Genomic DNA, 12839 nt, shown 5'->3' with positions numbered 1-12839 from the left:
TCCATTTCGATTAGGAGAGAATTATGGTTCGCGTTGCACTAGCAACATTATTATCAGCATCTATGCTAGTGGCTCCCGCTTTAGCAGAGGAAGTGAATGTTTCGGGATCGACATCCGTTGCGCGTGTTATGGATGTTCTCGCAGAAGATTTTAATAGCACTTACACAGACAGTTATGTGGCAGTTCAAGGCATTGGTTCTACAGCTGGCATTACCTTAGTCAAGAAAGGTGTGGCAGATATAGGTATGAGCTCTCGTTACCTTACTGAAAGTGAGCAAGACGAGTCTCTAACAGTGTCTCCAATTGCATTTGACGGTTTGGCGGTTGTGGTTAACCAATCGAACACAATCAGCAACGTTACGCGTGAGCAGCTATTCGATATCTATAAAGGCAAGATCACTAACTGGAAACAATTGGGCGGTGCGGATCAAAAAATTGCGGTTGTGACTCGCGAAGCGTCATCAGGCTCTCGTTATAGCTTCGAAAGTTTAATGGGATTAACCAAGATTGTTAATGGCCGTCTAGTCTCGGACATCAACCCAGACAACTTAGTGGTGAACAGTAACAGCATGGTTAAAACCATTGTGAATCACAACAAACAAGCGATTGGCTTTATTTCTACGGGCTCTGTCGACCGTTCAATCAAAGCTATTCAGTTTGAAGGTGTAGGTGCGAGCAACAAAACGATTGCTAGCGGAGAGTATGAATTATCTCGTCCATTCTTGGTCTTGTTTGAAAAAGAGAATGTTAGCAAAGACTCAAAAGCTTTCTTAGACTACCTCAAGAGCAAACAAGCAAACGAACTTATTGCGGAATATGGTTATACGCCGATCACTAAATAGCTAGGACAACAGATTCTACTCAAGAAAAAACCACCGCGAAGGTGGTTTTTTTGTTTTCAGCCCTAAACCACCTACTTCAGTAGGTGGTTATCATTCAGTTAGGCTTCGCCTGTAGTTCTACCCATGTTAAATGCTTCCTTGATTTTTAGCGAAGTCAAAGAGGACAAATAACATGAGTAGATACAATCAAGCTTCCCATGTATTTTGGATATGTCAATATCACATAGTGTGGACACCAAAATACCGATTTAGGATCTTGAAGAACAATGTAGGTAAAGAAGTTTATCGGTGTACAAATGTTTACTGTAATCAACTTGGATGTGAAGTTGTTGAATTGAATGTCCAGGTTGATCACGTGCACTTAGTAGTAAAAGTTCCACCTAAGCTATCAATATCCAAGTTAATGGGTGTGTTGAAAGGCAAAATAGCTTTAAAGCTCTTCAGTAAATTTCCGTATTTGAGGAAAAATAAGCTCTGGGGTAACCACTTTTGGCAAAGAGGCTATTTTGTCGATAGCGTAGGAATTAATGAAGAAATCATTCGACGTTATGTGAGACATCAAGAAAAGCAAGAGCGCGCGGAACAGCAACAATTAGCGCTGGACTAAACAAAGGCCCCCTTTTAGGGGGCTCACACAAAGCCACCTTCTTTAGAAGGTGGTAATTTACTTATAAGGCGATAACTTTATCTCGTCCGTTTTCCTTTGCTTGATAGAGAAGTTCATCAGCTCGAGCAATTGCGGTTTCAACGAATTCATTGTGTAGCTCTATCACCCCAATAGAAGCTGTTAACCTGATACCTTCTGGCCAATTTTTTAGTTTTATCTCATTTCGAAGGTCATTAAAGAATCGCTCCGTCTGCGACAAGGATTGTCCTACTTTAATCACAACAAACTCTTCACCGCCCCATCGAATCAAAATATCCCTTTCATGGCTGTTATCAAGTAACAATTGGCTAAATTGACGCAATACGTCATCGCCGGCTGCGTGCCCATAAGTGTCATTGATGTTTTTGAAATGATCGATATCGAGCACACCAATTGAGATATGGTGTTGATGCTTAGCGAGTTGTTCAACCGCTTGGAATAGATCGTTTAATCCACGGCGATTGCGTAAACCTGTGAGTGGATCTAAGGAGACTTCAGTTTGCAGTCTGGCTAAGTGACTTTGTAATTTTTGAATATTTTCTTTCTCTTTCCTAAGCATCTTATGAGTCGAAATAAGATAGAACAACAGGTATGAAAAGAGAGTCGCAATCCAAGCCACGATGATGATTTTCTGGTAATCAGCAAGGGGAAGCCATTTACCTCTAAACTCAATGGCATGGATCTCAAACGTACTGGTGCCTTCTGCAACAAACTCTTCGGTACCAATTTCTATTGAAACTGATTCGCTGATATCGACGGCCGTTAACGTCACTGGGTGTTGGTAATAATCGAACCACCATTTAGGTACATATAAATAGTCGAGAGAAAGAGGGGAGTTTAAATTGTGTGCGTCAGTATTGAATTCAAATACGTTGAATTTATCTGACTGGAGATCACCCTGCTTACTATACGCCTCATCAAAGTTTCGAATAATAAAGCGAGACTTGGGAAGGCTATCTCCACTATACCTTACGTCAAATGCAACTTGATCATAGACTGAAAGATCGAGATGTTTGTCGCTTGTGTCTGTAGGGTGAAAATCAAAGCTAACCTCACAGAATGGGTGCTTGTAGGCGTGTGAGACCTGACATGTCAAAAGTAAAGCACCCGAGTCAAGGCGGCTTAAAGATCCTGTCGTCAATCCACCATGATCTTGATCTGTGTTGACTCGTAGAGAGAATTCACTGCTTTGTACTGGATCTAAAGTACGATTAAAGCCATAACGATAATACCCTAGTGCAAGAAAGGTCATTACTGTTAAGGTGATGAGTATGAGCGATAATATTCTTAACTGGTTTTCGGTTTTCACAGCGGTTGTTGAATCAAATACACCTAGCCAATAAACAGTATACCAGTCTGTTATGTCAGAGCAACTTATACCCATATTATTTCCTCTGTAAATATACAAAGAATTCTCCCTGACTACATTGTTACTCTGACTTTAAACATTTTTGAATATGTCGTATAAATGACCATTTTCATCGGTTCAGTTAAGATAAATCTGATAGTGGAGGTAGGGGCAATTTGCTCTAATTCATAACCCTGTCGAAGCAAGAGTTGTCTAAAGTATGTTTTTTTCGCGTCAAAAATCGGTGAGTGAATCTCAGTCTCATTCAGATCTCGTTTATAGTTCACTAATGAAAAATATCCCTTGGATTGAGTTCAATACTCAGGGAATTATTCAAGACGTTAGTGATTTGTTTCTCAATGTCGTTGGGTATAAAAAGCAAGATGTCATTGGGCAACACCATCGTATATTCTGTTCACCGGAACTCATCAATTCACAAGAATACGTAGAATTTTGGAATCAATTAGGGACAGGAAAACAGTATTCTGGGACCTTCAAACGTTATAATCTCAATGGAGAGGAACGTATTCTTGAAGCTACCTACTTTCCGATTTCTGATGATCAAGGACATGTAAAGTCTGTGGCTAAAATCGCTTCAGATATTACTCAGTTGTATTACAAAAATCGCGATAGCAACTCAGTCTTATCTGCTTTAGACCGCTCTCTTAAAGTTATTGAGTTTGATGTGTCGGGGAATGTGTTGAGTGCTAACGATAATTTTTTACAGGCTTTGGGATATACATATGGAGATGTTATTGGGAAGCCACACAAAATGTTTTGCTTCGACCAATTTTATCAGGACAATCCATTTTTTTGGGATGACCTGAGAGCAGGAGAGTTTAAAACGGGTCAATTTTTGCGTCGCACAGCGGAAGGAGGGCAAGTATGGATCGAAGCAACTTACAACCCTATCTTTGATGATAAGGGGCATGTACATAAAGTCGTTAAGTTTGCTTCAGATATCACAGCTCAAGTTGAGCGCAACGAAGCTATATCTCAAGCTTCTGAGGTTGCTTTAAAAACGGCAATAGAAACCAGCCAGATTGCTAAAGAGGGAGATAAGCTACTTCAACAATGTGTGGTAAACTCTTCTGATATTAGAGGGTATGTTGAGGAGGCGGGTAAGAATATCCAGCAATTACATGACCGTTCGGCAAGCATTGCTGAAATAACGTCGACTATCAATAGCATTGCTGATCAAACCAATTTATTAGCGCTTAATGCTGCAATCGAAGCAGCGAGGGCAGGATCCCATGGTAGAGGGTTTGCTGTCGTTGCTGATGAAGTCCGTAATTTGGCATCTCGTACATCTCAGGCGACAACGGATATTGCTGTCGTTGTAAAAGAAAACCTTAAACTAATCAATGATGTTGTTGAATTAAGTAATGAAGTGACGAGCATCGCAACATTAGGAAAGGAGAACATTACGGAAGTCGCTTCTGTGATGGACGAAATTCATAATGGTGCAGAGAATGTTAGCCAAACGGTAATGCAGTTATCCGATCATTCAAAATAGACTTAAGTTTTAGCTTTGCTGAAATAAAAAATGGACATACTCTAGATATGTCCATTTTTTAAAGAGCCATGTTGATGGCTTATTAGTTTGTAACACCAGCTTCTTTGTACAAGCGGCGACAAGCTTTTCCGTCACTGTGGAATAGGTGACAGCGGTGAGCTGGAATGCCTACAGCAAGCTTATCACCAGATTCTACCGCGAGCGTGTCTGGTTGACGGTAAATCATGTCTGCGTCTGCCGCATCAATGTGCATGTAGACTTGCGTTTCATTACCCAATTTTTCGACGATGTTCACTTCACCTTCAATGGTCGCATCGCCTTCATCCGCTGGCAGTAAATGCTCTGGACGTACGCCAAGAGACATGCGTTCACCTGCAGTAACAGTCGTGCCATCTACTGGGATCCAGAAGGTTGTGCCGTTGGCTAATTGCACCATCACTCGTTCTTTTTCTACTGCTTCAATGAACACGCTCATAAAGTTCATTTTAGGAGAACCGATAAAGCCTGCTACAAAACGGTTTTGAGGGTAGTGGTATAACTCAAGTGGTTTACCTACTTGTGAGACGAAGCCTGCATCAAGAACAACAATCTTGTCTGCCATGGTCATTGCTTCCACTTGATCGTGCGTAACGTAGATCATGGTACAGCCAAGTTTGCGCTGTAGTTTTGTGATTTCTGAGCGCATCTGTACACGAAGCGCCGCATCTAAGTTTGATAGAGGCTCATCGAGTAGGAATACATTTGGCTGAGAAACGAGTGTTCGACCGATAGCAACGCGCTGACGTTGACCGCCAGAAAGGGCTTTCGGTTGACGCTCTAGGAGGTGGCTAAGTTGCAGAATTTCCGCAGCATGTTCGACACGTCGATCAACTTCACTTTTGTCTGCTTTAGCTAGCTTAAGACCAAAAGACATGTTGTCGTAGAGATTAAGGTGCGGGTACAGAGCGTATGACTGGAACACCATACCAACGCCACGTTTCGATGGTTCAACATCATTCATGCGCTCGTTGCCAATGTATAGATCACCAGAGGTAATGTCTTCTAGACCTGCAATACAACGTAGTAACGTTGACTTACCACAACCCGATGGACCAACGAAGACAACAAACTCACCTTCCTGGATATCTAAATCAACGTTCTTAGAAATTAGTACGTCGCCGTATGCTTTGCATACATTTTTTAACGTGACACTCGCCATCTAGCTCGCCCTCGATCGATGTTATTTTCATTGCCCTTCATTATATGAATTGTATTAGCGGCAATAATAGTAGGAATTTGATAAGAGATTGGATTCTACCAAATAGTAAGAAAATATGGGTGAAGAACTGTTTCAACACCCATCAAGCCAAATTTAGGTTTGCTACCCCCGTAAACATCGAGCTTCTCCCCCGAAAGAATCAGTTACCTAATTACCTACGTATCTCAATGTCTCTTAGCAAACCCTCGCGGCATTGTAACCAGTTACCGTGAAACTCGGTATGACTGGAAAGGGTTCTTACCATCCACTCTTGGATGACTGTATTTTGCTTATATAGACACTGCGCGACATCCTCCTAGGCAAATTAATTAAAGGGGGAGTAGGGAGGGAGTAGCGAAAAGGAGGAGGAGAAGGGGTAGAGAGACGTAGGTCAAAAAAAATAACCCAATCCTAGTGAATTCGGTCACATTCAGAGATGGTTTTGTGACTTCAATCGCTAACCCGCTACGATGGCGATCACGAAAATAGTACATAATAGCTAGGGCGTAGGGGGTAGGAGGATGAGTCATTTGTCAGTTTGGCTGAAAATAACCGATGAAATGAGGCGAAACCACCGGTCGAACCCTACAACACAAATATAAAAAGGATATGAACATGAAAAACGCCCTAAGCACAGTCGCGCTCGGAACACTTGTTGCTCTTGGCTCATTTGGTGCAAATGCTGCTATCGAAGAAGGCCAACTTACGATCTGGATTAACGGTGATAAAGGCTATAACGGACTTGCAGAAGTAGGTAAACAGTTTGAAGAAGACACAGGTATTAAAGTGACAGTTGCTCACCCTGATGCGCTTCAAGATAAGTTCCCTCAAACAGCTGCGACGGGTGATGGCCCTGATATTGTGTTCTGGGCACACGACCGTTTTGGTGGTTACGCAGAAGCTGGCTTACTTGCAGAAGTTAACCCTTCAGAAGAACTAAAAGAAGGTATTGTTGATTTTGCATGGGACGCAGTGAAATACAACGGTAAGACGATTGGTTACCCTATTGCAGTTGAATCTCTATCTCTTATCTACAACAAAGATTTAGTGCCTAACCCACCGAAAAGCTGGGAAGAAGTGGCAGCGATTGACACAAAACTGAAAGCGGATGGTAAGTCTGCAATTATGTGGAACCTAAAAGAACCGTACTTCACGTGGCCTCTAATGGCAGCTGATGGTGGTTACGCATTTAAATACGGTTCTGCAGGCTATGACGTTAAAGACGCGGGTATTGCCGCTGATGGCGTAAAAGACGCAATGAACTTTGTAAAAGGCCTTGTTGATAAGGGTGTGATTTCATCAGATATGGATTACTCGGTGTCTGAATCTGCATTCAACCAAGGTAAAACAGCGATGACTATCAATGGTCCTTGGGCATGGGGCAACATTGAGAAGTCGGGTATCAACTACGGTGTAACAACACTGCCTAAGTTCAACGGTCAATCATCTAAGCCTTTCGTTGGCGTATTGACGGCCGGTATCAGCACTGCGTCTCCAAACAAAGACCTTGCAGTTGAGTTCATTGAGAACTACCTACTAACAAACGACGGCCTACGCAAAGTAAACGATGACAAGCCACTAGGTGCGGTAGCGCTTAACTCATTCCAGCGTGAATTGGATGCTGACCAACGTATTGCAGCAACTATGGATAACGCAATGAACGGTGAGATCATGCCAAACATCCCGCAGATGAACGCATTCTGGGGTAGCGCGAAAAACGCAATCATCAACATTGTTGATGGTCGCCAAACAGTGGATGCTGCACTAGCTGATGCTGAAAAACAGATGACAAAATAAATCATTTCTCACTTTTTAAGGAGGGGGCAACCCCTCCTTCGTTTCTAAGTACTATCATCGTTAGCAGGTTCTTTTATGCAGTCAGTTCAAGGTACAGATGCTATGACATCTCCAACAGCGAGCTTGCCATCAAGTAAAAGCGTGTTCATTAAGTGGGGACTTCTTGGTTCCGTCGGTATTCTTAATGGCTACGCGACGATTCTAATGTATTCTCGTGGTGAGTTGGCCTTTGCCCTCCTTACCCTTATTTTAACCGCACTCGCACTATTTATTTTCGGTAGTAAAAAGACTTACGCCCACCGTTATATTTACCCAGGTATCGCAGGTATGATCCTGTTTATCCTATTCCCTTTGGCGTATACCGTGGGTCTTGCATTCACAAACTACAGTGCGAAAAACCAACTTTCATATGAGCGGGCACAAACCGTCTTACTGGAGCGCACTTATCAAAGTGGTGACAGCTACCCGTTCACTCTTTACAAAACTGACAACGGCCATCGCTTAGCGATTAAGAAAGGCGATCAGCTGTTTGCTACACAAGAATTCGATCTAACGGCGACAACTGCGACGGATATGGATTTGACCGCTGTAGAGTCTGTTTCTGGTGACAAAGAAAAAATCAAAACAATCATCAAGAACAAGGCTGTATTAGGTGGCATTGACCTGCATTTACCATCTGGTGATGATATTCGTATGAGCGGTTTGCGTAAATTTGCTGCTGTCGTACCTCTGTACACTCAGCAAGATGATGGTGAAACACTATTCAACAATCGCACAGGTGAATATCTAAAACCTAATATGGAAGTCGGTTTTTACCAACCGATTGATGAGAATGGCCAGTTCACTGGCTCTACAGTTTCACCTGGCTTCATTGTCGATATTGGTACTCATAACTTTGAGCGAGTTTGGAAAGACGAAGGCATCAAAGAGCCGTTTGTCAGCATCTTCATTTGGACTGTGGTCTTTTCCGCTCTGACGGTGGGTCTAACGGTCGTCATCGGTTTGGTGTTAGCAAGTGTTGTACAGTGGGAAGAATTAAAAGGACGCGCAATCTACCGAGTACTTTTGATTCTGCCTTATGCGGTACCGGCATTTATCTCAATCTTGATTTTCAAAGGTCTATTCAACCAGAGCTTTGGTGAAATCAACATGGTGCTTGAGTCACTATTTGGTATCAGCCCCGCTTGGTTCTCAGAGCCTATTCTAGCGAAAACAATGGTTCTGATTGTAAACGTATGGCTTGGCTTCCCTTACATGATGATTCTGTGTATGGGTTTGCTAAAAGCGATCCCTGAAGATCTTTATGAAGCGTCTGCGATTGACGGTGCGAACTTTATCGATAACTTCCGCAAGATCACTATGCCGTTGATGATTAAGCCATTAACACCACTATTAATTGCTGCTTTTGCATTTAACTTTAACAACTTTGTATTGATTCAGCTGTTGACTCAAGGTGGTCCAAACATGATTGGTACATCTGAGCCAGCGGGTTACACAGACTTGCTTGTGAGCTACACCTACCGCATCGCCTTTGAAGGTGCTGGTGGTCAAGACTTCGGTCTAGCAAGTGCAATCGCTACACTTATTTTCCTACTTGTAGGTGCGTTAGCGCTGATTAACCTACGTTTCACTAAGCTGTCTCAGGATTAAGGAGAGTCTCCAATGGCTATGGTACAAGGTAAATCCCTTAAATACCGTGTATGGGCAACGCACATTGCAATGTGGTTGTTCCTTGCGACAATCATTTTTCCACTATTGATGATCATCGCAATCTCCTTCCGTGAAGGTAACTTTGCGACAGGTAGCATCATCCCTGACAATCCATCGTTAGAGCACTGGAAGTTGGCGTTAGGTTTCTCAGTTACTAATGCGGATGGCTCTGTGACGCCGCCTCCGTTCCCTGTTCTTACGTGGTTATGGAACTCGGTGAAAGTTGCGGGCATCACGTCAATCTTGATTGTCGCTCTTTCTACGACGTCTGCGTATGCTTTTGCCCGTATGCGCTTTAAAGGTAAGAACACCATCCTAAAAGCGATGATGATCTTCCAGATGTTCCCTGCTGTGTTGGCTCTTGTCGCACTTTATGCTTTGTTTGATAAGCTTGGCCAGTACATTCCATTCTTAGGTTTGAACACGCACGGTGGCTTAATCTTCTCTTACTTAGGTGGTATTGCTCTACATGTTTGGACGATTAAAGGGTACTTTGAGACCATCGATACGTCACTGGAAGAAGCTGCAGCACTTGACGGTGCAACACCTTGGCAGGCCTTTAGATTAGTGCTGCTGCCACTGTCTGTGCCAATCCTTGCGGTTGTGTTTATCCTGTCGTTCATCGGGGTGGTTGGCGAAGTTCCGGTAGCATCTTTACTACTTTCTGATGTAAACTCTTATACATTAGCGGTAGGTATGCAGCAGTATCTATACCCTCAGAACTATCTTTGGGGTGATTTTGCAGCAGCAGCAGTACTTTCTGCATTACCTATTACAATTGTATTTTTGCTTGCGCAGCGCTGGTTAGTCGGAGGATTGACAGCTGGTGGTGTGAAAGGCTAATAAGAACAATAAGGGCGACCTTATGGCCGCCCACTTTGTACTTTACTTAACACTTTTGGTTTGGCCGCCGATCAGTTAAGAAGAGTACAGTTCTGGCGTTACGCATAGCTGGCTGTTAGCTAGATTCCTTACTATTTCACTACTAACAGTTTTTGTAACCAAAACCCGGTTTGTCCCGGGTTTTTTTGTATCTTAAGCTAGCCAATTGAGTATAAGAAGTGAGACAAACTGCACCACAGAAAGTCTAAATCGATGCGACCAAGGTAAGGTTACTATTTGAAATGGTGCAACTTCTTTCATTAAGTTGCGGTGATTCGCACGTTCTGGTGGCTATAGCTCACGATTGGAAGGTGCACACCCTAAATGACGAAGTAAAACGTAGATACTCTCTTGAGAGAGGGCGACTTTACGGAAAAGATCGGCGAAAACGTCATCACCGCCAAAGCATGTTTGGATGTAGCGGTTGATCTCTTGATCTTCATACCCTTCGACGTACATGGTTCTTACCCATTGATATTCGACGGCTTTCAGGTTTGAGAGGGTTGATTCACTGAGGGTAGTTTCACCAAGGCTCAAGCAATATTCCTTCATTTTTATGACTTTGCCGCCGAATTTAAGCAAACAAAGATGAAAGAATGATGACAAAGTGATGTGTTAACAGAAGGCTGACAGAAATAGAGGGGTTGTCCTCTATTTCTGAGAAAGTATTACTTAAGGTATTTCACGTGTGCTTCCATCTCTTCGCCAATCTGTTTACGCATGTTCATTAGACGAATAGCGGAATCTCGAAGTTCAATATCCTCTTCTGTCTCGGGAACCCACTCAGGTACGGATGTTGGTTTACCATGTTCATCAACGGCAACCATAATCACAATACAGTGGGTAGTTAGGCGGTTCTTTAGCTCTTTTGGATCACTGGCTTGCACGTCAATAGCAATGTGCATTGAACTGCGACCTGTATAAATAACTTTCGCACTCACTTCGACCAAGTTACCGACATGGATAGGCGCAACAAAGCGGATCCCACCAGCGTAGGCAGTAATACAGTATTTACCACTCCACGCAGCAGCGTTCGCGTACGCGGCAAGGTCAATCCACTTCATCACAGCTCCGCCATGGACCTTACCACCAAAATTCACATCACCGGGCTCAGCTAGAAAACGTAAAGTTATATCGCGTTGACCATTACTCATCTGTCAATCCTTTGTTTTTATAGGTTTACTATTTGATAACAAACCTGTAAATAAACTGCAATCACTATTTGAGCTTAGGCGATTAAAAGAAAGAGCCCAATATTTAATTGGGCTCTGATAGTCGTTTGGGAGGAAGAGAAATCTAACTTTTAGTCGACATCACTTTGTCCATTATCTCCATACTTTGCTGAAAGTAAGGGTTGTAGGTCAAACGTGCATGAGTTTTTCCAAGCTCGATATAACCGTAAGATGAGTACCAGACATCTTCACCCGAAGCACACTTATTGCCATCGGATTCCGTTTGACCATTATTACAGATGAGGTTACTGCCATTTATCCCATAATTTGGGTTGGTCGGCGAAAACAGTAAACCCATATGTGAGCCATTTGATATTCTTTGCTCCGGTAGCTTCATGGTAAATCGAGTAGAGCGAGGTTCACTTAAGTCATGCTCGCCTTGCCATACAATATGATTGTTGGGGTTTGGCATCTTGTTTGAGAAGGCGTCGATAGCAAACTCAGTATTGATCACTTGGTCCCCTTCGCTCATCAGCATGAATACTGGCTTACTATATTCAGCTTGTTCCAACTGATCTTGTACTACCGCTGATGTCTGATAATAGACAGCCGCAGCGCTCATCGGTAATGAGTTGTAGCGTAATGGATTGTCTTCAGGGTCTTGGTCGGCCCATGTAACGAAGTGGCTCGCTAGTTCGGCATATTGCACTGCGCTTGAGTTTGGCTGTAGCGCTGGCGAGAACAACAGCAATCCATTTATTGAATCATCATTTAATGCTTCAGAGGTGACGAGGTTAGCGCCGGTAGAGTAGCCTCCAAGCCACACTGAATCAGTGTCTTGTTTTAGCAATTCGATGTGGTGGTGTACCACACCCTGCCAGTCTTCTAGTGTGGGCAGTTGTAGATCGCCGACTTTACTTGCATGTCCAGGAAGTAAAACGGTACGCACTAGGTAGCCTTGCTCAGATAGATGTGTGGCTATATCTGTGAAAGAGTATGGAGAGTCGCCGAGTCCATGAACCAACAACACCCCTTGACCATTTGGCCTGGTAGGTCGGTATTCTTTGGGAGCAACAAGCTCTAGCTCGGTCTCTTTATCATTGGTAATAAATAGACGGTTTTGCGTTAGCCAATCCTTAGTCTCATTTGTGTACTGTGCAAAGCTCTCTTGAGAATAGTTCGGGAGCTGTTCGGCTTTTTCAAAAGCAGGATCTTGCGGCTGTGTAGTGCAGCCCACCAAGATAGCGGTGGTTGCTGCAGCGATATAAAAAGCAAAAGCGGTCTTTTTGCGCATCATATATTCGAGTTTTTCCTTTTTACTTTGATACGTCTTCATATTCGCCCTCTAGAACAGAACGTGATTGATTTTGTGAAAATTCTGAGCGATTCATTTTTAGTGATTTCTCAATTTTCTTACCAGTGATCAGCGCAGCAATGGTTAGTGGGATAGCCAAAACCAAACTGAACAGTAGGGTAAACATGCCAATAAATAGGGCTAAAATACCAGAAATTACTTTACTCATAATCTATACCTCTTAGTTACACAGCTAGATTACGTTGTCGTAAATGAATAAAACATGAACGGGTCATCAATCAATACAATAATCGAAGAGATTTGGTTTTGATCTGATCAAAAAAGCCACTTCCAGAAACTGAAAGTGGCAAACAAGGGGGATTATAATAAGTATA

At 42.9% G+C, this 12839-nt stretch carries 12 protein-coding genes; 6 read left to right on the top strand and 6 right to left on the bottom strand.

Going from position 1 to position 12839, the window contains the following annotated elements; translation table 11 throughout:
• Positions 1-23 precede the first annotated feature (23 nt).
• Together AAFX28_RS02530 and tnpA are read left to right on the top strand one after the other, a co-directional pair.
• Positions 24-842 carry a phosphate ABC transporter substrate-binding protein gene (locus AAFX28_RS02530; RefSeq protein ID WP_408685331.1) on the top strand — a complete coding sequence of 273 codons (819 nt, stop codon included), beginning with the start codon at positions 24-26 and terminating at the stop codon, positions 840-842.
• Positions 843-1014: 172 nt separating this feature from the next.
• Positions 1015-1449, top strand: coding sequence for an IS200/IS605 family transposase (gene tnpA / locus AAFX28_RS02525; RefSeq protein ID WP_408685330.1), 435 nt, complete (start codon positions 1015-1017; stop codon positions 1447-1449).
• 61 nt (positions 1450-1510) lie between these two features.
• Here tnpA and AAFX28_RS02520 read toward each other — a convergent pair whose 3' ends face one another.
• Positions 1511-2872: a GGDEF domain-containing protein gene (locus tag AAFX28_RS02520; RefSeq protein WP_408685329.1), complete on the bottom strand. Its 1362-nt coding sequence runs from the start codon at positions 2870-2872 to the stop codon at positions 1511-1513.
• A 184-nt stretch (positions 2873-3056) separates the two neighbouring features.
• On the opposite strand from AAFX28_RS02520, the gene AAFX28_RS02515 reads away from it, so the two are divergent.
• Positions 3057-4352 carry a methyl-accepting chemotaxis protein gene (locus AAFX28_RS02515; RefSeq protein WP_408685327.1) on the top strand — a complete coding sequence of 432 codons (1296 nt, stop codon included), beginning with the start codon at positions 3057-3059 and terminating at the stop codon, positions 4350-4352.
• Between the two features lie 82 nt (positions 4353-4434).
• Here AAFX28_RS02515 and malK read toward each other — a convergent pair whose 3' ends face one another.
• Entirely contained in the window at positions 4435-5550 is a 1116-nt protein-coding gene (gene malK, locus AAFX28_RS02510; protein WP_408685325.1) for a maltose/maltodextrin ABC transporter ATP-binding protein MalK, read from the bottom strand.
• 654 nt (positions 5551-6204) lie between these two features.
• On the opposite strand from malK, the gene malE reads away from it, so the two are divergent.
• From malE to malG, 3 genes are all read left to right on the top strand, one after another.
• Positions 6205-7386, top strand: a complete 1182-nt coding sequence (gene malE / locus AAFX28_RS02505) for a maltose/maltodextrin ABC transporter substrate-binding protein MalE (protein WP_408685323.1) — start codon at positions 6205-6207, stop codon at positions 7384-7386.
• 75 nt (positions 7387-7461) lie between these two features.
• Positions 7462-9036 carry a maltose ABC transporter permease MalF gene (gene malF, locus AAFX28_RS02500; protein ID WP_408685321.1) on the top strand — a complete coding sequence of 525 codons (1575 nt, stop codon included), beginning with the start codon at positions 7462-7464 and terminating at the stop codon, positions 9034-9036.
• Positions 9037-9048: 12 nt separating this feature from the next.
• A complete protein-coding gene (malG, locus tag AAFX28_RS02495) occupies positions 9049-9939 on the top strand; it encodes a maltose ABC transporter permease MalG (RefSeq protein ID WP_408685319.1) in 891 nt (296 codons plus the stop codon).
• A gap of 330 nt (positions 9940-10269) precedes the next feature.
• On the opposite strand, the gene AAFX28_RS02490 is transcribed toward malG, so the two are convergent.
• The 4 genes from AAFX28_RS02490 to AAFX28_RS02475 all read right to left on the bottom strand — a co-directional run bounded on the left by AAFX28_RS02490 (position 10270) and on the right by AAFX28_RS02475 (position 12673).
• Positions 10270-10515, bottom strand: a complete 246-nt coding sequence (locus tag AAFX28_RS02490) for a hypothetical protein (protein ID WP_408685317.1) — start codon at positions 10513-10515, stop codon at positions 10270-10272.
• Positions 10516-10646: 131 nt separating this feature from the next.
• Positions 10647-11132 (bottom strand): acyl-CoA thioesterase, encoded by a 486-nt coding sequence (locus AAFX28_RS02485; RefSeq protein ID WP_408685316.1) that lies wholly within the window; start codon positions 11130-11132, stop codon positions 10647-10649.
• Positions 11133-11274: 142 nt separating this feature from the next.
• Positions 11275-12444 (bottom strand): alpha/beta hydrolase, encoded by a 1170-nt coding sequence (locus AAFX28_RS02480; protein ID WP_408686802.1) that lies wholly within the window; start codon positions 12442-12444, stop codon positions 11275-11277.
• 22 nt (positions 12445-12466) lie between these two features.
• Positions 12467-12673, bottom strand: a complete 207-nt coding sequence (locus AAFX28_RS02475; protein ID WP_408685314.1) for a hypothetical protein — start codon at positions 12671-12673, stop codon at positions 12467-12469.
• Between the last annotated feature and the right edge of the window lie 166 nt (positions 12674-12839).

Source organism: Vibrio sp. TBV020, assembly GCF_046056895.1.
Taxonomy (GTDB): Bacteria; Pseudomonadota; Gammaproteobacteria; order Enterobacterales; family Vibrionaceae; genus Vibrio.
This window is presented reverse-complemented; position numbering and strand designations above follow the sequence as displayed.

Coding starts and splice junctions, on each gene's coding strand:
- AAFX28_RS02520 (WP_408685329.1), bottom strand. CDS start 2,872: ATGGGTATAAGTTGCTCTGACATAACAGACTGGTATACTGTTTATTGG.
- AAFX28_RS02530 (WP_408685331.1), top strand. CDS start 24: ATGGTTCGCGTTGCACTAGCAACATTATTATCAGCATCTATGCTAGTG.
- malE (WP_408685323.1), top strand. CDS start 6,205: ATGAAAAACGCCCTAAGCACAGTCGCGCTCGGAACACTTGTTGCTCTT.
- AAFX28_RS02485 (WP_408685316.1), bottom strand. CDS start 11,132: ATGAGTAATGGTCAACGCGATATAACTTTACGTTTTCTAGCTGAGCCC.
- malF (WP_408685321.1), top strand. CDS start 7,462: ATGCAGTCAGTTCAAGGTACAGATGCTATGACATCTCCAACAGCGAGC.
- malK (WP_408685325.1), bottom strand. CDS start 5,550: ATGGCGAGTGTCACGTTAAAAAATGTATGCAAAGCATACGGCGACGTA.
- tnpA (WP_408685330.1), top strand. CDS start 1,015: ATGAGTAGATACAATCAAGCTTCCCATGTATTTTGGATATGTCAATAT.
- AAFX28_RS02480 (WP_408686802.1), bottom strand. CDS start 12,444: ATGCGCAAAAAGACCGCTTTTGCTTTTTATATCGCTGCAGCAACCACC.
- AAFX28_RS02515 (WP_408685327.1), top strand. CDS start 3,057: ATGTTTTTTTCGCGTCAAAAATCGGTGAGTGAATCTCAGTCTCATTCA.
- AAFX28_RS02475 (WP_408685314.1), bottom strand. CDS start 12,673: ATGAGTAAAGTAATTTCTGGTATTTTAGCCCTATTTATTGGCATGTTT.
- malG (WP_408685319.1), top strand. CDS start 9,049: ATGGCTATGGTACAAGGTAAATCCCTTAAATACCGTGTATGGGCAACG.